Below are 24183 nucleotides of genomic sequence, written 5' to 3'. Positions count from 1 at the left end.
CATCGGATCCCCGGCACGAGAAAGGGCGGGCCCGGCGCAATGCCGGGTCCGCCCCCGTCAGTTCGGCCCCGGGGCCTTGGATCACATCTGTTCGACCTGCGCGCCGCTGTTCGGCTTGGCCGGGCCCAGATCGGGCTGTTCGCCAAGCGCGCCCATCGGCTGCGTCACGAAGGTGCCCTTGCCGTCGACCGAGGGACCCTCGGACCAGCGGCCCGGTGCGGGTGCGCTGCCATCCGCCTGGAAGCCCAGATAGGCATAGCTGAAGTCCTGGTTTTCCTGCTCCTGCGGGAAGCTGTTGGGGATCGGGAAGACGCCCCGCGCGCCGCCCAGTTCCTCCAATGCGGCCATCCACTGGTTCTGGTGCATGGTGTCGCGGGCGATCAGATAGGACAGCATCTCCTTCATCCCGGCATCGGGCGTCATGTTGTACAGGCGCACGGCCAGGATGCGACCGGTCGATTCCGCCGCGATATTGGCGGTCATGTCGGCGGCGATGTTCCCGCTGGCATAGATGTGGGACATGTTGAACGGTACGCCGTCGCTGTCCACCGGCATGGCCGACATGCCCGCCGAGAGCAGGTTCTTGAGGTTCATGCCACCCATCACGGCCTCGACCGCCTTGTCGCGGGCGCCCTCTTCCTGCAGGGCCAAGGGCGCGCCTTCCAGGTTCAGCGCCACGGCGGTGGCCAGCATCTCGATATGGCCCAGCTCCTCGGCGGCGGTGTTCATCAAGAGGTCGCGGAAGCGGACATCGCCGCGCGCGCCGCAGGCCTGGAAGAAATACTGCATGGCGACGCGGATCTCGCCCTCGACGCCGCCGATGGCCTGCTGGAGGGCCCGCGCGAAGAGGGGATCGGGGCTGTCGACGCGGACGGGGAATTGCAGCTTGTTGTCGGTATAGAACATGTCTGTCTCCGGTTGCTGTCAGGCGGCGGCCCGGCCGTGGGACAAGATGTCCCGACCGGGCAATGACGCGGCCGCTTGGGCAGGGTGTCGGTCATCGGGCGCCTGAACCGGTGGAGGGGCGCTTTGTTCCCGCCTGAAAGACTCGGAGGATCGGGGATCGCCCCGTCAGCAGGCGGCCTCGCCCGCACGGGCCAGGACCGTGCGGTTGCGCCCGTCATGCTTGGCCTCGTAGAGCGCCAGATCCGCGCGCCGCAGCATCGAGATGCGGTCGTCGGCGGCCATGCGCATCGCCACCCCCAGGCTCAGCGTCACCGGGCGGCCCGTCTCGGCGATGACCTGCGCGCCGACATGGGCGCGGATGCGGTCGGCCAGGGCCATCGCATCGCGGCTGTCGGCGCCCGCCAGCAGCAGCCCGAATTCCTCGCCGCCCAAGCGGCCGAAGGCGTCGCCCGACCGGACCTGGCCGCCGATCATCTGGGCCGTGGATTCAGCACGATGTCGCCCACGGGATGGCCGAACCCGTCGTTGATCGCCTTGAACAGGTCCAGATCCATCACCACCAGCGCGAAGGGATCCGGCGAGGCCAGTGCCCCGTCCAGCCGTTGCAGGAAGGCGCGGCGCGACAGGGTGCCGGTCAGCTCGTCCTGCTGCGCGATCAGCCGCATCTCCAATTGCGAGACGACGAGTTCGGAAAACCGCACCAGAATATCCGCATCGGTGGCCGTGAACGGGCGCGGCGCGCTGTGCAGCAGGCAGAGCGCGCCGACATTGTAGCCCTCGGGCGAGGTCAGCGGCACGCCCAGATAGGCGCGCATATGCGTATCGCCCTGCACGAAGGGGTTGTCGCGGAAGCGGTCGTCCTCCAGCAGGTTGGGGATTGCCATCGGCTTCGCGGACCGGATCGTGTGGTTGCAGAAGGCATCCTCGCGGCGGCATTCGGCCCGGGGTCCGCCCGCCGAAGCCATCATCCACTGCCGCTTGCGGTCGATCAGGGTGACCGCCGCCTGATCGACCTGGAAGATGTCGCGCACCAGCCCGACGATCTGCGAGAACTCGGTCTCGGGCGCCGTGTCCAGCGCGTGATAGCGCCGCAGCGCGGCCAGCCGTCCCGCCTCGTCCTCCAGCTTCGCTTCGTCATACATTCCGACACCCCGCCGATGGCTTCCCTCGGGGCACTGTGCAAAGTTTCGGGCTAAACTACAAGGTTTACACAACCGGAAGGCGGTTCAGGTCCGCAGCCGCCCTCCCTCGGCGTTGAAATGGAACGCGCGGGTCAGGTCCGGCGTCACCCAGACCGGACCGTCCACCGCATGGTCGTGTTCGCCGAACTGGCGCACGGTCAGCAGCCCATGCGCCTCGGTCTGGACATAGCTCAGCGTCTCGCCGCCCAAGCGTTCCAGATGGCTGACGCGCCCCGGGATCGTCCCCGCCTGCGCCGAGATCGCCAGATGCTCGGGCCGCACCCCCAGGCTGTCCGAGCGCAGGCCGAGCGCCCCGGCATCCAGGAAGTTCATCGCCGGGCTGCCGATGAAGCCCGCCACGAAGCGGTTGTCGGGATCGTTGTAGAGGTCCATGGGCGCGCCTACCTGTTCGACCCGGCCCGCGCGCAGCACGACGATCTTGTGGGCCAGCGTCATCGCCTCGACCTGATCATGGGTCACATAGATCATGGTCGCGCCCAGTTCGCGGTGCAGGCGCGCGATCTCGATCCGGGTGGCGACGCGCAGCGCGGCGTCCAGGTTCGACAGAGGCTCGTCGAACAGGAACAGCCTGGGGCGGCGCACGATGGCGCGGCCGATGGCCACGCGCTGGCGCTGCCCGCCCGACAGATCGGCGGGGCGGCGGTCCAGCAGCGCCGTCAGGGACAGCATGTCGGCGGCGCGGTCGGTGGCCGCCAGCACCTGCGGTTTGGGCGTGCCCGCCTGCCGCAGCGCCAGCCCCATGTTGTCGCGCACGCTCAGATGCGGGTAGAGCGCATAGGACTGGAAGACCATCGCGATCTCGCGCCGCGCCGGGGGCAGATCATTGACCCGCCGCCCCCCGATGGCGATCTGCCCCGAGGTGACGTCCTCCAGCCCCGCGATCATCCGCAGCAGCGTCGATTTCCCGCAGCCCGAGGGGCCGACGAAGACGCAGAACTCGCCCGGCGCGACGGCCAGGTCAATGCCGTCGATGACCTGCGTGCGGCCAAAGTTTTTGGTGACCTGGGTCAGGGTCAGGGCGTCCATCGCATCCTCCGTCACAGGCGCACCGGCTGGCCGGATCGCACGCTTTCATCCGCCGCCAGACAGACGGCCAGCGAGGCCACCGCATCGCCCATGTGCCGCGTCAGGTCCAGATCACCTCCGATGGCGCGGGCCACGAAACCCGCCTGCGCGTCGCAGAGCTGCTGGTGGCCGGGCTCGTCCGTCATGTCCAGATCCTGCGTGCCGATGCCGGCGCGATGCACCCGCAGGCGGGCCGTGCGCGTATGCGTGTCGATGTCGTCCGAGCGCGCATCCTCGGCCATGCGGATCGAGACGGCGCCGCGCGGGCTGATCACGTCCTTCACGAAGAAGGCGGTGTCCGACATCATCGGCCCCCACCCGGCCTCGTACCAGCCGCAGGACCCGTCCTCGAAGATCACTTGGAAATGGCCGTAATTGTACATGTCGGGCGCGATCTCGTCCGACAGGCGCAGGCCCATGCCGCGCACCTCGATCGGTGCGGCATCGGTGATCTGGCACATCACGTCGACATAATGGACGCCGCAATCGACGATGGGCGGCGTGGTGCGCATCAGCGCCTTGTGCACCTCCCATGTGGGGCCTGACGACTGCTGGTTCAGGTTCAGCCGGAACACATAGGGCCCGCCCAAGGCCCGCGCCTCGGCGATCAGCCGCTGCCAGCTGGGATGGTGGCGCAGGATGTATCCCACGACCAGCTTGCGCCCGGTCTCGGCCGCGCACTCCACCACCCGCCGCGCATCGGCGACCGAGGTCGCCAGCGGCTTCTCGACAAACACATGCGCCCCCGCCCGCATCGCGGCCACCGCCAGGTCGGCATGGCTGTCGGAATAGGTCGCCACGCAGACCAGATCGGGGGCCAGCCGCGCCAGCGCCTCGGCAAAATCGGTGCCGGCCGGATAGCCCGCCAGTGCCTCGGGCAGATCGGGCGCGCTGCGGTTGACCAGCCCCACGATCTCAAACTCGGGGCTGTGGTGATAGGCCAGCGCATGGCTGATCCCCATGTTCCCCAGGCCCACGACAAGCACCCTGATCATTTGACGGCTCCTGCGGTGATGCCCCGGATCAGCTGGCGCGAGAAGATCAGATACATCACCAGAACCGGCAGGATGGCAAGGCTCAGCGCCGCCAGCACCGCGTTCCAGTTGGTGACGAACTGCCCGATGAAGACCTGGCTGCCCAAGGTGATCGTCTTGGTCGCCTCGGACGGCGCCAAGATCAGCGGGAACCACAGGTCGTTCCAGATCGGGATCATGGTGAAGACCGCCACCGTCGCCATCGCGGGCCGCACCAGCGGCAGCACCAGCCGGAAGAAGATCGCGTATTCCGACAGCCCGTCGATGCGCCCCGCATTCTTCAGATCGTCGGACACGCCGCGCATGAACTCGGACAGGATGAACACCGCCAGGGGCAGCCCCTGCGCGGTATAGACCAGCACCAGCGCCGTCAGCGTGTTGACCAGCCCGCTGGCCACCATCATCTGCAGGATCACCACCGTGCCAAGCCGGATCGGGATCATGATCCCAAGCGCCAGATACAGCCCCATCAGGCTGTTGCCCCGGAAGCGGTATTCCGACAGCGCGAAGGCCGCCATCGCCCCGAACAGCAGGACGAAGAACAGGCTGGCCACCGTCACGATCATCGAGTTCTGGAAATACAGCAGGAAATCGCCCTGCCGCAGCACCGTCTGGTATCCGACCGGATCGAAGGTCTCGGCCGTGGGCCAGGCCAGCGGATCGGCAAAGATCGCCCGGCGCGACTTGACGCTGTTGACCACGATGACGAAGACCGGGAACAGCGCGATCACGGTATAGGTGATCAGCACCGCATGGGCGGCGATGCTGCGCGCAAGGGACCGGCGGGCCAGGCTCATGCCGCCCCCGTCAGAACTGATAGCGGCGCAGCCGCCGCTGGATGCCGAACAGATAGACGCAGACGCCCAGCAGGATGATCCCGAACATCGCCGTGGCGATGGCCGCGCCCATATGCGGATCGCCCAGCTGCAGCTGGAACCCGAAGAAGGTCCGATAGAGGAACGTCCCCAGGATGTCCGTCGAGAAGTCCGGCCCCGCCAGCGCCCCCTGGCTCACATAGAGCAGATCGAACGCGTTGAAATTGCCCACGAAGGTCAGGATACTGATGATCCCGATCGCGGGCAGGATCAGCGGCAGCTTGATCTTCCGGAACTGCGACCAACCGGTGATGCCGTCGATCTCGGCCGCCTCGATCACCTCGTCAGGAATCGACAGCAGGGCCGCATAGATCAGCATCATCGGGATCCCCACGAACTGCCAGACCGAGATCAGCGCCAGCGTCGTCAGCGCATATTCCTCGCGCCCCAGCCAGGGGGCGAACAGCGACCGCAGCCCGATGCCGTCCAGCATCCCCGGCGCGATCCCCCAGATCGGCGACAGGATCAGCTTCCACACGAATCCCACGATCACGAAGCTGAGGATCGTCGGAATGAAGATCGCCGTCCGATAGAACGCCGCCATCCGCAGCCGGGGCGAGGAGAGCAGCGCCGCCAGCGCCACCCCCACCGGGTTCTGCACCAGCATGTGGATCAGGAAGAACCAGGCATTGTTGCCAAGCGCGTTCCAGAACGCCCCCGACCAGCGCGGATCCCCAAAGAGCGTCGCGAAATTCGCCAGCCCCACGAACACGCGCCCCTCCTCGCCGCGCGCGAACAGCGACAGGTTCAGCGTGCCCAGCAGCGGCACGATCATGATCGCCGTATAGACCAGCACGGCCGGCGCCAGGAACACCCCGATATGCCAGCGCACCGCCCGCCGCCCCGCCATGCCCAGCCCTTTCTTCTTCACGAAAATATCCCGCGGGGGTCCGGGGGCGCGAAGCCCCCGGCTTGTCGCCTGCCCGTCAGGGCAGGCCCCCGGTCACTGCTGCGGCTCGTACCAGGACGCCAGCCCCTCCTGCAGCCTTGCGGCCGCATCCTCGGGCGTCTCGGTCCCGGCCAGCACGTTGGCGCTGGCATTCCAGGTCTCGTTCTCCAGGTTCGGGGTGCCGCGCGACAGGATCTGATAGGTCGACCGGATCGTCGGCTCGCAGGTCTCGCGCCAGCCCACGAACTCCTGCGCTAGCGGATCCTCCATCTCGACCGGCGCCGAGTTCAGCGAGAAGAACCCCGGCAGCGCATTGGCATAGAGCGTGGCGAACTCGGCCGATCCCACCCATTCGAGGAAGGTCCGCGCCGCGTCCGCATTGGGCGAGGCCGCATTCAGGCCCAGGGCGATGTCGGTATGATCGCTGATATAGCAGGTATCGCCCTCGGCCAGGACGGGGGGCGGAAAGGCCCCCATCTCGAAGGCGCCGTCGATCTGCGGGGTGAAGACGCCGATCTCCCAGCTGCCGGCGGGATAGATGGCGGCGCGGCCGAGGGTGAACAGGTTCTGGCTGTCGGGATAGGTCTGCGCCTCGAACCCCTCGCCCAGATAGGCGCCCCACCGGGCCAGATGGCGGAAAGGCTCGACCCAGCCCTCGTCGGTCAGGGACTGCTCGCCCGCGATCAGCGCGCGGCGGCCCTCCTCGCCCTTCCAGAAGGTCGGGCCGATGTTCTGGTAGCCCATCGTCGCCGCCTCCCACTGGTCGGCGCTTCCCATGGCCATGGGGATGTAGGTGCCGTCCTCCTGGATCGCGTCCAGCAGGGTGTAGAACTCGTCCATCGTCGCGGGCGGCTCCAGCCCCAGCTCGTCGAAGGCGGTGCGGTTGTACATGAAACCGTGAATGACCGAGGCCAGCGGCACGCAGAAGGTCGCCGCCCCGTCATCGGTCTGCCAGGCCGATTTCGCCACGTCCGAGAAATTCTCCATCGCCGCCAGATCGGTCAGGTCGGCAAGCTTGTCGGAAGTGAACAGCTCCAGCGAGGCATCGAAGGGGCGGCAGGTGATCAGGTCGCCCGCCGAGCCCGCATCCAGCTTGGAGTTCAGGATGGCGTTGTATTCGGCGGGCGCGGTGGGCGCGAAGACCACGCCGATGCCGGGGTTCGCGGCCTCGAAGGCGGGGATGATGGTGTCCTGCCAGATCTGCAGGTCGTCGTTGCGCCAGCTTTCGATGGTCAGCGTCACGTCCTGAGCCGCGGCTGCGCTTCCCAGACTTGCGCCGGCAAGGACCGTGCTGGCCAGCAGCGCCAGGCGAAGGGTTCGGGTCATGGTGGTCTCCCTGTGATCGGGCCTCTGACGGGCCGCTGTTGGTTCGCGGCACCGGATCGGTCCCGGTCCCCCCGGGCGCATGCGTCCCCAAGCCCTTCGCCCGACTCCGCGTCGCTTGGGGGTGATCATGACAAAACGCCGCATCCTGTAAACCCCTCTCGTCGCACGGGATGAACCGCCGGTTTCGGCTTCCCGGGCCGGTCGGGCTTCGCTAGGGTCCGGGGCCAAGAGGTGCGCGATGACGGTCTTTCTGGGAATCGATGGCGGCGGGACCGGATGCCGGGCGGCGCTGTGCGACGCCCGGGGGCGCCTGCTGGGCCAGGGCCAGGGCGGGGCCGCCAACATCAACACCGACATCGAGGGCGCGGCGGCCAGCATCCGCGCCGCGACTGCCCAAGCCATCGGCGACTGCGGCGTCGATCCGCGGGCACTGGTCGCGGTGCTGGGGCTGGCGGGCGGCGCGATGCAGGGCGCGGTGCGGCAGTTGCGCGGGCTCTTGCCCTTCGCCCGCATCCGCATCGTCAATGACGGGATCACGGCGGCGCGCGGCGCGCTTGGGAACCGCGACGGGGTGCTGGCCGCGATGGGCACGGGATCGGTCTTCGTGCGCCAGCGCGCGGGCGAGGTCCTCCAGGTCGGCGGGCGCGGCTTCCTGATGGGCGATCAGGGCAGCGGCGCGGTGCTGGGGCGCAGCCTTCTGGCGCAGGCGATGCGGGCGGGCGACGGGCTAGCACCGATGACGCCGCTGCTGCAGGCCATGCTGGACCGCCATGGCGGGATCGAGGGGATCATCGAGTTCGGCAACCGCGCCCGCCCCGGCGACTTCGCCCGGCTGGCGCCCGAGATGCTGCAGGGCGACCCGGCCGCCGAGGCGATCCTGCAGGAGGCCGCCCGCGACATCCTGCAGATCCTGACGGTGCTGCGGGACGGCCAGCCCCTGCCCGTGGTCTTCACCGGCGGCCTCGGCCCCCATTACGCCGCCCGGCTGGCCGACGCGCTGCCCGTCCAGGCCCCGCGCGGCACTGCGCTGGACGGGGCGCTGGCCATGGCCCGCGACCTCGAAGGCCTGCCCGATGCCTAGGCGGGTTGCCCGGCCTTTCGGCGGCGGCGGAACGCCCCATGTCCACGTGACCCCGTGCCCGTCTTCCCCACCCCGCCCCGACAGGAGATCGCGATGACCCCCAGCCACATGGCCCGCGAGGTGGCCGAGATCCCGCAGGCCGCCGCCCGATTCCTCGACCGCGCCCGGCCCGCGCTGGCGGACACCGCCCGGGCGCTGCGCGACCGCGATCCCGCCCTGCTGGCGACGGTGGCGCGCGGATCCTCGGACCATGCCGCGACCTATCTGAAATACGCGGTCGAGCTGCAGGCGGGCCTGCCCGTGGCCTCGATCGGGCCGTCCATCGCCTCGGTCTATCGCCGGCCCCTGCGGCTGGCGGGCGGGGCCTGCATCGGCATCTCGCAATCGGGCCAAAGCCCCGACATCGTGGACCTGATGGCGGCGGCGGTCGCGGGGGGGGCGCTGTCGGTGGCAATCACCAACCATCCCGACAGCCCCCTGGCGCAGGCCGCCACCCATTGCCTGCCGCTGGAGGCGGGCGAGGAACGCTCGGTCGCGGCCACCAAGACCTTCGTGAACTCGGTCGTCGCGGGGCTGGCGCTGCTGGCCGAATGGCAGGACGACGCCCCCCTGCGCGCCGCGCTGGATGCCCTGCCCGAGGCCTTGGCGCAGGCGGTGGCGCTGGACTGGCAGCCGCTGTCGGACCGGCTGCACGAGGCGTCGCACGCCTTCGTGCTGGGGCGCGGCCCTGCCATCGCCATCGCTGCCGAGGCCGCGCTGAAGCTGAAGGAGACCTGCGGCCTGCATGCCGAGGCCTACAGCGCCGCCGAGGTGCTGCACGGCCCCGCCGCCATCGTGCAGGCGCGCTTTCCGGTGCTGGTGCTGGGGGTCGAGGACGCGGCCCTGCCCCATGTCCGCGACACCGCCGCCCGGCTGGCCGCGCAGGGCGCCGATGTCTTCGTGACCGGCACCGACGCGCGAGGGGCCACGCGCCTGCCCCATGTGGCAGCCCTGCATCCCCTGGTCGCGCCGCTGGTGCTGATCGCCGCCCATTACGCCTGCGTCGAGGGGCTGGCCCGGCGCCGGGGCTTCGATCCCGACACGCCCCCGCATCTGCGCAAGGTGACGGAGACGCTGTGATGCGCCATGTCCTGACCGGCGCCCGCATCTTCGACGGCACCCGCCTGCTGACGGATCATGCGCTGGTCATCGAGGACGGGCGCATCGCGGGCCTTCCGCCGTTGGCCGAGGCGCCCCCCGCGACGCGGCAGGTGGCGGGGATCCTGGCGCCGGGCTTCGTCGATCTGCAGGTGAATGGCGGGGCGGGGCTGATGGTCGGCGGCGACACCGACCCGGACGCGCTGCGCCGGATCTGCGCCGCGCACCGGGCGCTTGGCTGTGCGGGCATCCTGCCCACGCTGATCACCGACACGGCCGAGGTCACCGCCCGTGTCATCGCCGCCGGGATCCGGGCCGCGCAAGACGGCACCCCCGGCTTTCTGGGCCTGCATCTGGAGGGGCCGCATCTGGACCCCCGCCGCGCGGGCGCCCATGATCCCGCCCTGATCCGCCCGATGGAGGAGGCCGATCTGGCCCGCCTGATCGCGGCGGCCCGCGCCCTGCCGGTGCTGATGGTGACGCTGGCGCCCGAGGCCGCGACCCCTGCGCAGATCGCCGCCCTGACGCAGGCGGGCGTCATCGTCAGCCTGGGGCATAGCGATTGCAGCTTCGAGGCGGCCCGCGCGGCCTTTGGCGCCGGCGCGCAGGCCGCCACGCATCTCTTCAACGCCATGAGCCAGATGGGCCATCGCGCGCCGGGGCTGGTGGGGGCGGTGCTGTCGGGCCAGGCCTTCGCGGGGCTGATCGCGGACGGCCTCCATGTCCATCCCGAGGCGCTGCGCATCGCCTTGGCCGCGCGGCCCGAGGGGCTGTTCCTGGTCAGCGACTGCATGGCCTTCGCGGGCACCGACCGGACCCGGATGACCCTGCACGGCCGCACGGTGCAACGCGAGGACGGGCGCCTGACCCTGCCCGACGGCACGCTGGCCGGGGCCGACCTGCGGCTGGACGGGGCCCTGCGCCTGCTGGTGTCCGACCTGGGCGTGCCGGTGGCGCGCGCGCTGGCCATGGCGACGCGGGTGCCCGCCGGGCTGGCGCGGATCGGGGACCGCGTGGGCGCGCTGGCTCCGGGGCGGGCGGCCGAGGTGATCCTGCTGGACGATGACCTGAGGCTGGCAGGGATCTGGCAGGACGGTGACCTGCGGCCCGTGCCGCCCGACGACAGGGGCCCGGAACGCAACCCCGCCCCCGGGGCTTGATCCGGGCCACGCCACGATACGGACTGCCACCATGCCGCCAGTAACCCCCGATCAGCGCTACATCGTCGTCCGGGGGCGGCTGTGGCGCGCGGCCAACCCGAATCTGGACGAAACGCGGCGGGCCGATCTGGTGGCGCAACTGATGCAGGCCCGCCGCGCGGTCAAGACGGCCCGCGCCGCCGCGGACCCGGATGCCGAGGACGCCGCCCACCGCGCCGTCGATGTGGCCAAGATCGCCTTGGGCGAACGCGGCCCGGTCTGGTGGCAGGACGGCGCGCCGGACCTGAACCGGACCATGGCGCGCAACTCCCCCTATGCGGACTGGTTCGCGGCCCTGCCGTCCGACGACGCGGACTAGGCCCCCGTCAGACGCGGCCCCGTCACCCTTCGCAGCGTTCCGCCGACCACAGGCGCAGCGGTCCCTGATCCTCGGTCAAAGCATGGCACGTGCCTTGCGCGCAGAGCCGCCAGCCCGCGCCCGTCGCGCCCGAGGCCGCCAGCACCACCTGCCGCTGCGGCGGCACCTGCGGGGCATAGTGCCAGACGCCGTCCCGCAGGCGGGCGTCGGGCGGCGGCTCCATCCCGGCGCCCGTGCCGGTGATGCGGGCCTCGACCGGGGTCAGGCCCGCATCCGTGATCTGCCAGCGTTCCCACCAGACGGTCCGCGCCACCGAATGGGTCCAGTCCAGCGTGAAGCCCTCCGTGGCGAGCGACAGCGCGAAGGCCCCCGCCGCCACGCACAGCATCAGGCCACCGCCCGGTTGCGACGGGTGCGCATCCCGTGCACGATCAGGAAGGCGGCGGTCAGCGCGAAGCCTGCCTCATCCGTCCACGGCATCGCCAGGATCAGCGAGACCCCCGCCGCGAAGGCCAGCAACCGCTCGATCAGGGTGGTGCGGTCCCACAGATAGCCCACGACCGCGATTCCCCACATGCCGACGCCCATCACGGTCTTCAGCAGGATGTAGGCGACCTCGACCGGATAGCCGTAGGCCTCGGCGATGGCGCCGCCGTCCTGCAGCATCAGGGACGGGGTATAGACCGCCATGAAGGGGATGATGAACCCCGCCGCCGCCAGCCGGATCGCCTGCATCGAGATCTTCAGCCCCGAGGATTTGGCGATGGGCGCTGCCGCGAAGCAGGCCAGCGCCACGGGCGGCGTCAGGTCGGCCATGATGCCGAAGTAGAAGACGAACATGTGGCTGACCAGCAGCGGCACGCCCAGCTCCAAGAGCGCCGGACCCGCCAGCGACGAGGTGATGATGTAGTTGGGGATCGTGGGGATGCCCATGCCCAGCACCAGGCAGGTCAGCATGGTCAGGACCAGCGACAGGAACAGGTTGTTCTCGCCGATGGCGATGATCGCGCCGATGAAGGTCGAGGCGATGCCCGTCAGGGTCAGCGTGCCGATGACGATGCCCACGATCGCGCAGGCCATGCCCACCGGCAGGGCGTTGCGCGCCCCTTGGGCCAGCGCGTCGCGCACGATCCCGATGGTCGGGCGCGCGCCCTTGAACAGCGCGCAGGCGACCAGCAGACCGGCGATGACGATGGCCAGCAGATCGACCCCGTATTCCACGAAGGACGCCGAGGCCACGCCGAGCGCCACCCAGAAGACCACGCGGAAGACCATCGGCCCGATCATCGCGGCCAGCGGCGCCCCCAGGATCAGCACGGTCACCAGCGCCAGCCCCATCGTGCCCGCGAAGATCGGGGTGTAGCCCGCGAACAGCAGATAGACCAGGGCGGCCAGCGGCAGGATCAGCGGCCATTGCTCGCGCACGGCCTGCCAGGGATTGGGCAGGCTGGCCTTGGGCAGGCCCTTCAGGTCGTCGCGCCCGGCCTGCAGCCAGACCATCCAGAAGACGACGCCGAAATACAGCACCGCCGGGATGATCGCCGCCTGCACGACCGCCGCATAGGGGACGTTCAGCGTCTCGGCCATGATGAAGGCCACCGCGCCCATGACCGGCGGCATGATCTGCCCGCCCATCGAGGCCGTCGCCTCGACACCCCCCGCGAAGGAGGCGCGGAAGCCCGATTTCTTCATCATCGGAATGGTGAACTGGCCCGAGGCCACCACATTGGCCACCCCCGACCCCGAGATCGTGCCCATCAGCGCCGAGGACAGCACCGCCACCTGCGCGGGCCCGCCGCGCACGCCGCCGACCATGCCAAGCGCGAAGTCGTTGAACAGGTTCAGCATGCCCGCGCGTTCCAGGAAGGCCGCGAAGACCACGAAGATGAAGATATAGGCAGAGCTGACATAGATCGGGCTGCCATAGATGCCCTCGGTCCCGAAGGCGAAATGCTCGACGATCTGCTCATAGCCGTAGCCGCGATGGATGAAGGGCGCGGGCAGGTGCTGGCCGAAGAAGCAATAGGCCAGGAAGATCCCCGCGATCACCGCCAAGGGCCAGCCCATCAGGCGCCGCGCCCCCTCGAAGACCAGCAGCACCAGCACGGTGCCCATGATCAGGTCCATCTGGGTCAGGAACCCGGTGCGCCGGATCAGGTCGGCATATTCGATCCACTGATAGAGGCCGGTGAAGAAGCCCAGACCCCCGAGCGCCCAGAAGAACGCCTGCCCGCCCTTGGTCTTGGCGACCAGGTTGCCGACCAGCACGAAGCCCACCAGCAGCAGGAAGCCCACATGCATGGCCCGCACGATCTGGCTGGGCAGCGTGCCATAGGCCGCGGCCCACAGCTGGAAGAGCGAGAAGGCGACGGCCAGCCAGAAGGCGACGCGGCCGGTCCAGCCCTCGCCGAAGCCGGGGGGCAGGCCCTCGCTGACCTCGATCTCGGGCTCGTGCCCATGGCCTGGGGCATGACCGGGGCGGGGGGTTTCGGGGATCGACGAGGCAGGGCGGGGCGACCCGCCGGAAACGGGGGATGCGGACATGGCACTCTCCTGAAAGGGGGGCTGGCCTGAGGGGGGATGGGCCTGAAGGGCCGGGTCCGCTCGGGGACCGACCCGCAAGGGGCAGGCCCGCGCGCCTCTGCGCGCAGGCCGGGGTCGCTTACTCGATCAGGCCGATCTCGCGGTAATACCGCTCGGCGCCCGGATGCAGCGGGATCGAGATCCCCTCCAGTGCGGTCTCGGGGCTGATGCCCTCGGCGGCCCCGTGCGAGGACCGCATGCGGTCCACATTGTCGAACATCAGCTTGGTCATCTGATAGGCGGTCTCCTCGGACACGCCCTCGTGGCTGATCAGCATGTTGCCGATGGCCGCGGTCGGGATGTCCTCGTCGATGCCGGCATAGGTGCCCGCCGGGATCATCGCGGGCGCGAAGGGCGCGCCGATGGCGGTCACGGTTTCCTCGGGGATCGACACGATGGTGATGTCGTGGGTCGCCGACAGATCCTGGATGAAGGCCACGCCCAGGCCCGAGGATTGCAGCGTCGCCTCCAGCTGGCGGTTCTTGATCAGCTCGGCCGATTCCGCATAGGGCAGGTATTCCACCTTGGCCAGATCGTCATAGCTCATGCCGGCGGCGGCAAAGATCGCCCGCGCGTTCAGTTCGGTCCCCGAGGCCGGGGCGCCCACGGACAGGGTCTTGCCGCGCAGATCCTCCAGCGTCGAGACGCCCGCCGCCGCATCCGCGACGATCTGGATGTAGTTGGGATAGATCGCGGCGATGGCGCGCAATTCCGTCAGGGGGCGCGGGAAACCGGCCTCCTCGTTGCCGTCCCACGCGGCCTGCACGCTGTCGCCAAGGGCGAAGGCGATCTCGCCCCGGCCCTGCGCCAGAAGGTTCAGGTTCTCGACCGAGGCCTTGGTCGCCTGGACCTGCGTGCGCGAGCCCTCGATCCCCTCGGCATAGATTTCCGACAGCGCGACGCCCAGGGGGTAGTAGACGCCCGAGGTGCCCCCGGTCAGCACGTTGATGAAGTCCTGCGCCTGCGCCTGCGGCGCCGTGACCATCAGGCCCCCCAGGGCGATGGCGGGAACGGTGGCGGCGATACGATGGAACATGCGGTTTCCTCCCATGATGTTCTGGCAGGCAGAGTAGCAAGATTGCGTTCGTGAAACAGCGGCGGAGTCACGATCCGGCGAGCGGAAAGGTGAATTGGCGCAACTCCCTGACATGGCGTCGGAATTTCGGCTGTTATCGCCACCGGTTCGGGCATTTTCTTGCCCGACCCGCCAGGGCGCGGGCAGAAATCCGCCCCTCAATCGGCGCGCAGGCCGTGCCGTGCGATCTTTTCGTTCAGCGTCCGGCGGGGGATGCCCAAGGCATCGGCGGCCCGGGCCGAGGAGCCGTCGGCCACCGCCAGCGCCTCGGCGATGATCTGAGCCTCGACCCGTGCCATGCGGTCGGGCAGGCTGGGGGCGTCGCCTGCGGGCGCGGGACCGGCGGGCAGGGCCAGCACGGCGCGCTCGGCGCTGGCGCGCAGTTCGGCCAGGTTGCCGGGCCAGGGCCGGGCGGACAGGCGGTCCAGATCGGCGGGGCGCAGGTCGGGCATCGGCAGGCCCAAGCGCGCGGCGGCGGCCTCGGCCATGGCGGTGAACAGCGCGGGCACGTCCTCGGCCCGGTCGCGCAGGGGCGGGATGTGCAGCGCGCCGGCGGACAGGCGGTGGAACAGGTCGGGCCGCAGCCGCCCCTGCGCCACAAGCGCCGCGGGATCGCCCTCGACCGCCGCGATCAGGCGCAGATCGACGGGGCGCGCGGTCTGCCCGCCGATGCGTTCCACCGCGCCCGCCTGCAGCACCCGCATCAGCCGCGCCTGCACCGACAGCGGCACCGCCTGCAGGTCGGCCAGATACAGCGTGCCGCCCTGTGCCTGTTCCAGCCGCCCCGCCCGCGCGCCCGAGACGCCGGCCAGATGGCCGCGCTCGTGGCCCAGCAATTCCGCCTCCAGCGCCCCGTCGGGCAGGCCCGCACCGTGGATGACGACGAAGGGGCGGCGCGCACGGCGGCCCAGATCATGCAGGCAGCGCGCGACCTCGGACCGCCCCGAGCCCGGCTCTCCGACCAGCATCAGGTCCAGCGGCAGGTCGGCCAGGTGCTGCACCGCGCGGCGCAGGTGGTGCAGGGCGGGGCTGTTGCCGGGCAGCCGCGTCTCCAGCCGCCCCGCCGACAGGGGCGAGGCCCGCCGGATCCGCGCCTCGCGCCGCATCCGGCGCAGGTCGACGGCGCGGTCCAGCACCTCGACCAGATGCTCGGCGCGATAGGGCTTTTCCAGGAAGTCATGCGCCCCGGTGCGCATCGCGGCCACCGCCACCGGCACGTCGGCATGGCCCGACAGCAGGATCACCGGCAGGTCGGGGTCCTGGCCCCGCAGCGCGTCCAGCACCTGCTGGCCCGACAGGCCCGGCATCCGCAGGTCGGTCACCACGCAGTCGCAGGCCTCGGCCCGGATGCCCGCCAGCGCCTCGGCGGGATCGGTGAAGGTCGCCACCTCGAAGCCCGAGGCCTCCAGCCAGTCCGCCGCCGCCGCGCAGAGCGGCGCCTCGTCGTCGATGAAGGCGATCCGGCCGCGCATCCGCCCCTCAGCCCGCCAGCCGGTCGTCGAGGCGCGGGGCAGCGGCCGGATGGGCGGCATCGTGATACAGCGGCAGGTCCACCACCGTCACCGTGCCCCCGCCCGGGCGCGGGTGGAAGGCCAGCGTGGCGCCGATCTGGTCCAGGATGCCGCGCGTGATCGACAGGCCCAGCCCCAGCCCCTCGCCGGTGACGCGGGTGGTGAAGAAGGGCTCCTGGATGCGGTCCTGCAGCGCCGGGTCGATCCCCGCCCCGCGATCCAGGATGGTCAGCCGCAGCCCGCCCGGCGCGGGCTCCAGCGCCACGCGCACAGGCGCGCGGGCGCCCGCGCCGGCGGCGGCCTCGGCGGCGTTCAGGATCAGGTTGATGACCACCTGTTCCAGCCGCACGGCCTGGCCGCTGACGGCGGGCAGGCCCGGCGGCAGGGTCAGGGCCAGCCGCTGGCCCAGATCGCGCAGGCGCGGGGCCAGCACCTCGGCGCCTGCGGTCAGGACACGGGCCATGTCCACAGCTTCGGGCGGGTCGGCACGCTGGCGGGCGCCGAAGGATTTCAGGTTGCGCACCATCTTCTGCATCCGCATCAGCAGCGCCCGCGCCGCCGCCAGGCTGGCCACCGCCCGCGCCTCGCGGCCGGCGCCCAGGTGCAGTTCCGCCGCCGCCAGCGTGCTGTCCAGCGCCGACAGAGGCTGGCTGACCTCGTGGACGATGGTGGTGGACATGCGGCCCAGCACCGCGAGCTTGGCGGCATGGACCAGGCTTTCATGCGCCTCGCGCAGCTCGTCCTGGGCGCGGCGGCGCTGGTCGATCTCATGGGCCAGCGCCTCGGTCCGCTCGGCCACGCGCCGCTCCAGCTCGGCATTCTGGTTCAGGCGCACGCGGATCAACTGGCGCCGCTGCCGCCAGCCCACCGCCAGGGCCGAGACCAGCAGCCCCGACAGCCCGGCCAGCAGCGCCAGCAGCTGCGCCTGCCGTTCGACCGGGGCCAGCGGCTCGGCGGCCAAGATGGGCCAGCCGTCGGGCTGCAGCGGCACCTCGGCCAGGCGCAGGCCGGTCAGCGCGGCACGCAGGGGGGCGGCGGTGGGGACGGCCTGCCCGGCATAGCGCTGCTCGCCGTCCAGCTGCCGGGCGGTGGCGTCGTCCAGCGGATCCAGCGGGCGGAACAGCCAGTCGGGCTGGCCCGCCAGGAACACCACCCCCGCCGCGTCGGCCAGCGCCACCGACTGGTCCGCGCTGGCCCAGGTGGCCTGCAGCCCGCCCATGTCGACCTTGGCCACCGCCACGCCCAGGGGCGCCTCGGCCGACCCGATGCGCGAGGCCAGGAAATAGCCCGGGATGCCGGTCGTGACCCCCACCGCGTAATAGCGCGCCGCCCCCCGCGTCAGTGCCTGCCGGAAATACGGGCGGAAGGCATAGTCCTGGCCCACGAAGCTGCCCGGCTCGCCCGCATTGCTGGCGGCCAGCGCGCGGCCCTGCGGATCCAGCACATAGATCTGGTCGACGCCCGACAGGGCCCGCGTGGCCTTCAGATAGGCATTGGCCGCGCTGCGGTCGTCGCCCGGACGGTCCAGCAGCGACAGGATGCGCGCATCCTGCCCGATCAGCGCGGGCAGATAGCGATAGCGCTCGATCTGGGCGGTGACGGCGTGGCGGGTCAGGGTCAGGCGGTTCTGCAGATCCGCGTCCAGCCGCGCCAGCCCGGCCTGGCGCGCACCGTCCAGCACCAGCAGCGCCAGCGCCGCCATCGCCGCGACGAGGGCGGCGAGGCGCAGAAGATGGCGGGGGCGCGGCGGCGTCATGGCCCGCATCGTGGCAGGTTTCCCGCCGAAGGAAAGCCCCCTCCGGCGGGCGGGGGTCACCGCGCCAGGGCGACCTCGCTCAGCAGCGGGCGGCCCGCGAAATGCGCATCCAGGTTGTCGACCATCAGCGCCGACATCGCCTCGCGCGATTCGACGGTGGCCGAGCCCAGATGCGGCGACAGGGTGACATTGGCCATCGCGGCAAAGCGCGGGTCGGCCTCGGGCTCGCTGGCGAAGACGTCCAGCGCCGCCGCGCCCAGGGTGCCGTCCTGCAGCGCGGTGATCAGCGCCTCCTCGTCCACGACAGATCCGCGCGCGACGTTGACCAGCAGCCCCTCGGGGCCGAGCGCCGCGATGACCGGGGCCGAGATCAGGTGCCGCGTCCCCTCGCCGCCCGCGACGATGACGATCAGGATGTCGGAGGCGCGCGCCAGATCGACCAGATCGGCGTGATAGACGGCCTCCACCTGCCGCTCGCTGCGGTTCCAGTAGGCCACGTTCACGCCGAAGGCGCCCGCCAGATCGGCGACGCGCTGGCCGATCGTGCCCATGCCGACGATGCCCAGGGTGCGGCCGCGCAGGCCCCGGCGCAGGGGGAACTCGCCCTGTCGCGCCCAGTCCCCGCTGCGGACCCAGGCATCGGCCTCGACCAGGCGGCGCCAGCCGGCGGCGGCCAGCAGCATCGCCATGTCGGCGACCTCCTGCGCCAGCGCGGGCGAGGCGTTGGTCAGCCGGATGCCGCGCCGCGCCAGCGCGTCCACGTCGAAGGCGTCGTATCCGGCCGAGGAGCAGCTGACGATCTCCAGCGCGGGCAGGCGGTCCAACAGCGCGTCGTCGATGGTCTTGTGGCCATGGGTGACGATGGCCCGGCAGGTCGCGCCGTGGCGGTCCAGGAAGGCGTCGCGGTCCTCCGCCTCGTCCAGCCGCAGCAGGTCGTAGTCGCGCGCCAGCCGTTCCATGGCCGAGGGGCGGGCGGGGGCAAGCATCAGGACGGAGGGCTTCATGCGCGGACCGGCAGGGCCAGGGGCGGGCGGGGATGGGTCATGGGTCGGTCCTTCATGCGGCGGATGTTCGCACCAGCATCGGGAAACGACCGGGCGGGCGCAAGGGCCCGCGTGGCCGAGGCCCCCCGCCCGCGCGATCGCGGGCAGGGGGCAGAGCGTGTCAGCCGGCGCCTTGCAGGATCAGGATGACCACGGCCAGCGCGCCGAAGGCCAGGATCCCCAAGGCCACCACATCCTGCACCCGCGCCATGACCTGCGCCTTGGGCGTGGGGCGATAGGGGGCGAAGGCGATCGGCTCGACCCCCAGGGCCTTGCGGACCTGGGCGGGGGTGCGCAGCACCGGGCGGGCCAGCTCCATCACGAAGCCTGCCGCCAGCGCCATCGCCACCGCCATCGCGGCGCCCAGCACGGCGACCCGGCGCCGCCCGGAGCTGAGCGGATGTTCCGGGACCGTGGCGCGTTCCAGCACCACCATCCGCTCGCCATAATTGCCCGAGGCCAGGCGCTGTTCCAGCTGCGCCGCGGCCAGGCGTTCGGCGATGGCCGCGCGCGGCAGTTCCAGCGCGGTGATGCGGCGCTGATAGTCGGCCAGTTCCGAGGCGACGTCGGGCATCCCCTCGATCGCGGCTTCGATCTGCGGCAGGCGGCGGTCGATCTCGGCGCGCTCGGCGCTCAGCGCGGCCTCCTGGTCGCGGATCAGCTCGATCTGGCGGCTCAGGCGCTGCGGCAGCTGCTGTTCGGTGCCGTCGCGCAGCATCTCGATCTCGCGCATCAGGCGCATGACCTCGGGGTGCTCGGCCGGCAAGGTGCGGCGGGCCTGGGCCAGCTCGACCTCCAGGATGCGCAGCTGCTGGGACAGCGAGGCCGGGGGTCCGTCCGCGGAGGTTCCCACCTCCAGCGCCAGCCGCTCGCGTTCCAGCGACTGCAGGGTCAGCAGCAGCGCGCTGCGCTGGCTCTCCAGCCGGGTCTGCTCGGCGGTCAGGTTGTCCAGGTTCTCGGGCATGCGGTCGGGATTGAGGCTGCGGAAGGTCGACAGCTCCGACTCGACCTCGGTCACCGCGGCGGTGGCGCGCATGTTCTCGGCCTCCAGCGTCTCGATCAGCTCGACCAGGCGCCGGGCCTGCCCCGCCTGGTTGCCGGTCATGATCTGGTCGGCCATGTCGTTGGCCAGGTTCGCGGCATCGGCGGCCCGGCCGGTCCGCACCGTGATCATCATGGCCGAGATCTCGCGCTCGGCCCCCGGCACGCCGCCCACGGCGGGGACGAAGTCGATCCGCACGTCCTGGCGGAACTGGGCGATGCGCTCGTCATCGGTCAGCTCGGGCGCGTCCTCGAACAGGTTGAAGCGCTCGATCATGTCGGTGATGTTGTCGCGCGCCATCAGCCGCTGCTCGATCAGGCGCAGGCGGTTGGCGGTGTCGGGTTCCCCCTGCGCGGCCGCGGTGGCGCCTCCCGACAGCAGCGTCGGCTGGATCTGGATGACGGTGATGGCCTCGTAGGCGCGGGGCAGCGACATCGCATAGGCCATGGCCAGGTAGATGCCCACCGCCGCCACGAAGGCCATCAGCGGGCCGCGACGGCGCAGCATGGCCACGAATTCCCTCACTCCGACGATCGGTCCCATGTCACACCTCTCCGTCGTGCAGGAAAAGCCCCAGGATGGGGCGGGTCTCGCCGATCCGGCGCTCGCAGGCGCGCAGGTCGGCGCCGGTGTCGGAACGTCCGTCGATCGCCAGCAGCACGGTCTGCGCCAGCGGCAGTCCCGCCAGGCCCGCATCGCCGGTCAGCAGCGCCGGCAGATGCAGAATTGCCACATCCGGGTCCAGCGAGGCCAGACGCTGCGCCAGTTCCGCCTGGAACAGGTCGGACATCAGCATCGTCGCCGCCTCGACCGCCGGGGCCGAGATGGTCAGCAGCGCCAGGCGTTCAGACAGGGCATGGCCCTGCCAGGCCATCGTGGGGGCGGGGGCGGGCACGGTGGCCCCCAGAATCTTCAGGATCGGCTGCCGGGCGATGTCCAGATCGACCAGCACGACTCGGCGGTCCGGGCGACGCGCCTCGGACAATGCCAGGTTGAGTGCCGTCAGGGGCGCGGCACCGGATGTGCCCCGCGCCTGCGTCACGCCGATCCGCGTCCATCCCAAGGCACTGGTGCCCGCCAGGATGCGCGTCCGCAGCAAATCGTAACCTTCTGCACGCTCAGGGTTTTTTTCATCGGCAATGACCGCGCGCAGCCCCGCCCTGTGCGGCAGGGCCAAAGGCAGCAATCCTGCCCATGCCCGTGGCCGCCCGTCGTGATAGCCGCTGACGGCTCCGTCCATACGCAACTCTTTTCTCTCGCCCAATGACCGAATCATATCGTAATGCTAGCCCGATAGCATAAAGAAGTATGAAATGTCCCCACTTTCCGAACCTGTCCTCTCGGGCAGTATTGTCGCCGCCGTGGTCATCGGCCGCAACGAAGGCGCCCGTCTGCGCGCCTGTCTGGCCGCATTGTCGGCACAGATGACCCGAATCGTCTATGTCGATTCGGGTTCGACCGATGGCAGCGGGGCGTTTGCCCAAAGTATCGGCGCCCAGCTGGTGGCGCTGGACATGACGCAGCCCTTCACCGCCGCCCGGGCACGCAACGCCGGGTTGCAGGCGCTGGCCGAGGCGCCGCCGGAGTTCGTGCAGTTCCTGGACGGCGATTGCGTCCTGCAGCCTGGCTGGCTGCCTGCCGCGCGGGCAGAGATGCAGGCCGACCCGACCCTGGGCGCGGTGGCCGGGCGGCGGCGCGAGATGCATCCCGAACGCTCGGTCTATAACCGGCTCTGCGACGCGGAATGGGACACGCCGGTGGGTCCGGCCCGGGCGGTGGGCGGCGACATGCTGGTGCGCCACGCGGCCATCACCGGGATCGGCGGCTTCAACCCGACCCTGATCGCCGGGGAAGAGCCCGAGATGTGCGTGCGCCTGCGCGCGGCGGGCTGGACCATCCGCCGCCTGGCGGTCGAGATGACGCTTCACGATGCCGACATGACCCGGTTCGGGCAATGGTGGCGCCGCACCCGCCGCGCGGGCCATGCCTTCGCCGAGGGCGCGGCCCTGCACGGCGCGCCCCCCGAACGCCACTGGCGGGCCGAGACGCGCCGCGCGCTGATCTGGGGTGCGGCGCTGCCGCTGCTGGCGGCTCTGGGCGCGCTGCTGGTCCATCCGGCCCTGATCCTGCTGCTGCTGGCCTATCCCGCGCAGATCCTGCGCCTGACCCCCCGCATGGGGGCCGCCCGCGCGGCCTTCACCGTGCTGGGCAAGATCCCCGAAGCCCTCGGCGCCCTCGGTTTCCATGCCAACCGGCTGACGAACCGCCGCGCCTCACTGATCGAATACAAATGACCCAGACCCGTCTCAGCGTGATCCTGCCCGCCCATCAGGAACAGGACCACATACTGTGCTGCCTTCGCGCCCTCGCCCGCCAGACCGGCGCCGAGGCCTGGGGCAAGGAGGTGATCGTGGTCGCCAACGGCTGCACCGACGCCACCGCCGACCGCGCCCGGTCCGAAGGTCCGGCCTTTGCCGCGGCGGGCTGGACGCTGACGGTGATCGAGACGGCCGAGGGCGGCAAGATCGGTGCCCTCAACCTGGGCGACGAGGCCGCCCGCGGGGATCTGCGCCTGTATCTGGATGCCGACGTGGTGGTGGGCGAGGGCATGATCGCGGCCCTGATCGCGGCGCTGGACGGGCCGGGCGCGCGCTATGCGGGCGCCCGGCTGGTCGTGCCGCGCCCGGCCAGCCCGGTCTCGGCCGCTTATGCGCGGTTCTGGCAGCGCCTGCCCTTCGTGGCCGAGGGCGTCACCGGCGCCGGGCTCTTCGCCGTCAATGCCGAGGGCCGCGCCCGGTGGGGGCGCTTTCCGCAGGTCATCTCGGATGACGGCTTCGCGCGGCTCAACTTCGCCCCCTCGGAGCGCCAGCGCGTCGAGGTGCCCTATCACTGGCCGATCAGCGAGGGGCTGGCCACCCTGATCCGAGTCCGGCGCAGGCAGGATGCCGGCACGGCCGAGCTGGCGCGGCTCTATCCCGACCTGGCGGGCCATGCCTCGGGCGACCGCCCCTCGGGACGCCGCGCGCTGCACCTGGGACTGGCGGATCCGGCCGGATTTGCCGCTTATGCGGTCGTCAGCCTGGCCGTGCGGCTGCGCCGTCCTTCACATCATTGGGAACGGGCCAGATAGACAATTGGCCTGCGCCCTCCTCCAGGTTGAGTATGAGCCCATTCCCGGCATTCAAAACAATTTTGAATTGCATTTCAGGCGGGTTCCATCTGTTTTGACCTGACCCTGCGACATTGCACACCCCTTTTTAGACAGGTTGTCTCGGCTCTGATCGGCCAATAGATCGGATGCACAGACAAAATGCTGGTGATTTGAGTGGGTACCGGCAAAATTTCCTTACAAATCTACTCAATGTATCCGTATTTAGTGGTCGGAGTTAATAATGCTGTTCGATAATAACGGGCTGAATGTCGGCCGCGCCAAGTACGCGTGCGACTTGCCCGCATCCGAGCCGCAGAGCCTGTACATGAGCGGGGGCAAGCGGCTGCTGGACACGATGCTGATCCTGCTGGCTCTGCCCTTCCTTCTTCCCATCATGATCGTGGTCGCGGCGGTCGTCGCCTTGGACGGCGGGTCGCCGATCTATAGCCAGATGCGCCTTGGTCGCGGCTGGCAGCGGTTCCGCCTGTTCAAGTTCCGCACGATGCGTCCCGATGGCGACGCCATTCTGGCGGCGCATCTGGCCGCCGATCCCGCCGCCCGGGCTGAATGGGACATGAACCAGAAGCTGCGCCACGATCCCCGCATCACCCGCGTGGGCCACTTCCTGCGCAAGACCTCGCTGGACGAGCTGCCGCAGCTGATCAACGTGCTGCTGGGCTCGATGAGCCTGGTGGGTCCCCGCCCGATGATGCTGGAACAGCGCGTGCTGTATCCCGGCACCTACTATGCCGCGCACCGTCCGGGCCTGACCGGGCTGTGGCAGATCTCGGCCCGCAGCGGATCGACCTTCGCCGCCCGCGCCATCTATGACGAGCGCTACTACCGCGAGCTGAGCCTGCGCCTGGATCTTTCCACGATCTTCCGCACCTTTGCGGTCGTCGCCCGCTGCACCGGCTGCTAAGGGGCAGACTGGTCCACCAGGCGAGGCTCGCGATGCGGCAACAGCTTTCCGCGACACTGCCCGACGC

21 protein-coding genes and 1 pseudogene are annotated in these 24183 nt (G+C 70.5%); 7 read left to right on the top strand and 15 right to left on the bottom strand.

The features are described from left to right. Positions 1 to 81: 81 nt before the first annotated feature. The 7 genes and pseudogenes from E4191_RS21530 to E4191_RS21495 all read right to left on the bottom strand — a co-directional run bounded on the left by E4191_RS21530 (position 82) and on the right by E4191_RS21495 (position 7297). Positions 82 to 906 carry a manganese catalase family protein gene (locus E4191_RS21530; RefSeq protein WP_139616380.1) on the bottom strand — a complete coding sequence of 275 codons (825 nt, stop codon included), beginning with the start codon at positions 904 to 906 and terminating at the stop codon, positions 82 to 84. A gap of 165 nt (positions 907 to 1071) precedes the next feature. Next, a pseudogene (locus E4191_RS21520) lies at positions 1072 to 2048 on the bottom strand (diguanylate cyclase). 84 nt (positions 2049 to 2132) lie between these two features. Next, positions 2133 to 3134 (bottom strand): ABC transporter ATP-binding protein, encoded by a 1002-nt coding sequence (locus E4191_RS21515; protein ID WP_139616377.1) that lies wholly within the window; start codon positions 3132 to 3134, stop codon positions 2133 to 2135. Between the two features lie 11 nt (positions 3135 to 3145). Next, positions 3146 to 4168 (bottom strand): Gfo/Idh/MocA family protein, encoded by a 1023-nt coding sequence (locus E4191_RS21510; protein ID WP_176562846.1) that lies wholly within the window; start codon positions 4166 to 4168, stop codon positions 3146 to 3148. Next, positions 4165 to 5004, bottom strand: coding sequence for a carbohydrate ABC transporter permease (locus E4191_RS21505; protein WP_139616376.1), 840 nt, complete (start codon positions 5002 to 5004; stop codon positions 4165 to 4167). The genes E4191_RS21510 and E4191_RS21505 overlap by 4 nt, the downstream gene beginning before the upstream one ends. A gap of 10 nt (positions 5005 to 5014) precedes the next feature. Next, positions 5015 to 5932, bottom strand: coding sequence for a carbohydrate ABC transporter permease (locus tag E4191_RS21500; RefSeq protein WP_139616458.1), 918 nt, complete (start codon positions 5930 to 5932; stop codon positions 5015 to 5017). A 93-nt stretch (positions 5933 to 6025) separates the two neighbouring features. Then, positions 6026 to 7297, bottom strand: a complete 1272-nt coding sequence (locus tag E4191_RS21495; RefSeq protein ID WP_139616375.1) for an ABC transporter substrate-binding protein — start codon at positions 7295 to 7297, stop codon at positions 6026 to 6028. Between the two features lie 238 nt (positions 7298 to 7535). On the opposite strand from E4191_RS21495, the gene E4191_RS21490 reads away from it, so the two are divergent. The 4 genes from E4191_RS21490 (at position 7536) to E4191_RS21475 (ending at position 11033) form a co-directional block, all read left to right on the top strand. Next, on the top strand, positions 7536 to 8378 hold the full coding sequence (locus E4191_RS21490; protein ID WP_139616374.1) for a BadF/BadG/BcrA/BcrD ATPase family protein: 843 nt from the start codon (positions 7536 to 7538) through the stop codon (positions 8376 to 8378). A gap of 93 nt (positions 8379 to 8471) precedes the next feature. Next, positions 8472 to 9497: an SIS domain-containing protein gene (locus tag E4191_RS21485; RefSeq protein ID WP_139616373.1), complete on the top strand. Its 1026-nt coding sequence runs from the start codon at positions 8472 to 8474 to the stop codon at positions 9495 to 9497. Beyond that, positions 9497 to 10675: an N-acetylglucosamine-6-phosphate deacetylase gene (gene nagA / locus E4191_RS21480; RefSeq protein WP_139616372.1), complete on the top strand. Its 1179-nt coding sequence runs from the start codon at positions 9497 to 9499 to the stop codon at positions 10673 to 10675. The genes E4191_RS21485 and nagA overlap by 1 nt, the downstream gene beginning before the upstream one ends. 31 nt (positions 10676 to 10706) lie before the next feature. After that, positions 10707 to 11033 (top strand): hypothetical protein, encoded by a 327-nt coding sequence (locus E4191_RS21475; RefSeq protein WP_139616371.1) that lies wholly within the window; start codon positions 10707 to 10709, stop codon positions 11031 to 11033. Positions 11034 to 11055: 22 nt separating this feature from the next. Here the strand turns inward: E4191_RS21475 and E4191_RS21470 are convergent, their stop codons facing one another. From E4191_RS21470 to E4191_RS21435, 8 genes are all read right to left on the bottom strand, one after another. Continuing rightward, on the bottom strand, positions 11056 to 11424 hold the full coding sequence (locus E4191_RS21470) for a DUF1850 domain-containing protein (RefSeq protein ID WP_139616370.1): 369 nt from the start codon (positions 11422 to 11424) through the stop codon (positions 11056 to 11058). Continuing rightward, on the bottom strand, positions 11421 to 13577 hold the full coding sequence (locus tag E4191_RS21465; protein WP_139616369.1) for a TRAP transporter permease: 2157 nt from the start codon (positions 13575 to 13577) through the stop codon (positions 11421 to 11423). The genes E4191_RS21470 and E4191_RS21465 overlap by 4 nt, the downstream gene beginning before the upstream one ends. 118 nt (positions 13578 to 13695) lie before the next feature. Next, positions 13696 to 14652 (bottom strand): TAXI family TRAP transporter solute-binding subunit, encoded by a 957-nt coding sequence (locus E4191_RS21460; RefSeq protein WP_139616368.1) that lies wholly within the window; start codon positions 14650 to 14652, stop codon positions 13696 to 13698. 197 nt (positions 14653 to 14849) lie between these two features. After that, complete coding sequence (locus tag E4191_RS21455) at positions 14850 to 16223, bottom strand: sigma-54-dependent transcriptional regulator (protein ID WP_228461894.1); 1374 nt, start codon at positions 16221 to 16223, stop codon at positions 14850 to 14852. After that, the gene (locus E4191_RS21450) at positions 16171 to 17958 is read right to left on the bottom strand and encodes a sensor histidine kinase (RefSeq protein ID WP_228461893.1); all 1788 of its coding nucleotides are present in this window, start codon (positions 17956 to 17958) and stop codon (positions 16171 to 16173) included. The genes E4191_RS21455 and E4191_RS21450 overlap by 53 nt, the downstream gene beginning before the upstream one ends. Positions 17959 to 18014: 56 nt before the next feature. Next, positions 18015 to 18962, bottom strand: coding sequence for a 2-hydroxyacid dehydrogenase (locus E4191_RS21445; protein ID WP_139616366.1), 948 nt, complete (start codon positions 18960 to 18962; stop codon positions 18015 to 18017). Between the two features lie 160 nt (positions 18963 to 19122). Further along, positions 19123 to 20586: a GumC domain-containing protein gene (locus E4191_RS21440; protein ID WP_139616365.1), complete on the bottom strand. Its 1464-nt coding sequence runs from the start codon at positions 20584 to 20586 to the stop codon at positions 19123 to 19125. Position 20587: 1 nt separating this feature from the next. Beyond that, positions 20588 to 21283 carry a CpsD/CapB family tyrosine-protein kinase gene (locus tag E4191_RS21435; RefSeq protein WP_135818876.1) on the bottom strand — a complete coding sequence of 232 codons (696 nt, stop codon included), beginning with the start codon at positions 21281 to 21283 and terminating at the stop codon, positions 20588 to 20590. A 73-nt stretch (positions 21284 to 21356) separates the two neighbouring features. On the opposite strand from E4191_RS21435, the gene E4191_RS21430 reads away from it, so the two are divergent. The 3 genes from E4191_RS21430 (at position 21357) to E4191_RS21420 (ending at position 24116) form a co-directional block, all read left to right on the top strand. Continuing rightward, on the top strand, positions 21357 to 22337 hold the full coding sequence (locus tag E4191_RS21430) for a glycosyltransferase family 2 protein (protein ID WP_139616364.1): 981 nt from the start codon (positions 21357 to 21359) through the stop codon (positions 22335 to 22337). Further along, on the top strand, positions 22334 to 23173 hold the full coding sequence (locus E4191_RS21425; RefSeq protein ID WP_139616363.1) for a glycosyltransferase family 2 protein: 840 nt from the start codon (positions 22334 to 22336) through the stop codon (positions 23171 to 23173). Before E4191_RS21430 ends, E4191_RS21425 begins: the two co-directional genes overlap by 4 nt. A gap of 262 nt (positions 23174 to 23435) precedes the next feature. Then, positions 23436 to 24116, top strand: coding sequence for a sugar transferase (locus tag E4191_RS21420; RefSeq protein WP_139616362.1), 681 nt, complete (start codon positions 23436 to 23438; stop codon positions 24114 to 24116). The last annotated feature ends 67 nt before the right edge of the window (positions 24117 to 24183 follow it).

It is taken from the genome of Paracoccus liaowanqingii, from assembly GCF_004683865.2.
Taxonomy (GTDB): Bacteria; Pseudomonadota; Alphaproteobacteria; order Rhodobacterales; family Rhodobacteraceae; genus Paracoccus; species Paracoccus liaowanqingii.
Note: the sequence above shows the minus strand (reverse complement) of the source record. Positions and strands in the feature narration are given on the sequence as shown.

Coding starts and splice junctions, on each gene's coding strand:
- E4191_RS21530 (WP_139616380.1), bottom strand. CDS start 906: ATGTTCTATACCGACAACAAGCTGCAATTCCCCGTCCGCGTCGACAGC.
- E4191_RS21515 (WP_139616377.1), bottom strand. CDS start 3,134: ATGGACGCCCTGACCCTGACCCAGGTCACCAAAAACTTTGGCCGCACG.
- E4191_RS21510 (WP_176562846.1), bottom strand. CDS start 4,168: ATGATCAGGGTGCTTGTCGTGGGCCTGGGGAACATGGGGATCAGCCAT.
- E4191_RS21505 (WP_139616376.1), bottom strand. CDS start 5,004: ATGAGCCTGGCCCGCCGGTCCCTTGCGCGCAGCATCGCCGCCCATGCG.
- E4191_RS21500 (WP_139616458.1), bottom strand. CDS start 5,932: ATGGCGGGGCGGCGGGCGGTGCGCTGGCATATCGGGGTGTTCCTGGCG.
- E4191_RS21495 (WP_139616375.1), bottom strand. CDS start 7,297: ATGACCCGAACCCTTCGCCTGGCGCTGCTGGCCAGCACGGTCCTTGCC.
- E4191_RS21490 (WP_139616374.1), top strand. CDS start 7,536: ATGACGGTCTTTCTGGGAATCGATGGCGGCGGGACCGGATGCCGGGCG.
- E4191_RS21485 (WP_139616373.1), top strand. CDS start 8,472: ATGACCCCCAGCCACATGGCCCGCGAGGTGGCCGAGATCCCGCAGGCC.
- nagA (WP_139616372.1), top strand. CDS start 9,497: ATGCGCCATGTCCTGACCGGCGCCCGCATCTTCGACGGCACCCGCCTG.
- E4191_RS21475 (WP_139616371.1), top strand. CDS start 10,707: ATGCCGCCAGTAACCCCCGATCAGCGCTACATCGTCGTCCGGGGGCGG.
- E4191_RS21465 (WP_139616369.1), bottom strand. CDS start 13,577: ATGTCCGCATCCCCCGTTTCCGGCGGGTCGCCCCGCCCTGCCTCGTCG.
- E4191_RS21460 (WP_139616368.1), bottom strand. CDS start 14,652: ATGTTCCATCGTATCGCCGCCACCGTTCCCGCCATCGCCCTGGGGGGC.
- E4191_RS21455 (WP_228461894.1), bottom strand. CDS start 16,223: ATGCCGCCCATCCGGCCGCTGCCCCGCGCCTCGACGACCGGCTGGCGG.
- E4191_RS21450 (WP_228461893.1), bottom strand. CDS start 17,958: ATGACGCCGCCGCGCCCCCGCCATCTTCTGCGCCTCGCCGCCCTCGTC.
- E4191_RS21445 (WP_139616366.1), bottom strand. CDS start 18,962: ATGAAGCCCTCCGTCCTGATGCTTGCCCCCGCCCGCCCCTCGGCCATG.
- E4191_RS21440 (WP_139616365.1), bottom strand. CDS start 20,586: ATGGGACCGATCGTCGGAGTGAGGGAATTCGTGGCCATGCTGCGCCGT.
- E4191_RS21435 (WP_135818876.1), bottom strand. CDS start 21,283: ATGGACGGAGCCGTCAGCGGCTATCACGACGGGCGGCCACGGGCATGG.
- E4191_RS21430 (WP_139616364.1), top strand. CDS start 21,357: ATGTCCCCACTTTCCGAACCTGTCCTCTCGGGCAGTATTGTCGCCGCC.
- E4191_RS21425 (WP_139616363.1), top strand. CDS start 22,334: ATGACCCAGACCCGTCTCAGCGTGATCCTGCCCGCCCATCAGGAACAG.
- E4191_RS21420 (WP_139616362.1), top strand. CDS start 23,436: ATGCTGTTCGATAATAACGGGCTGAATGTCGGCCGCGCCAAGTACGCG.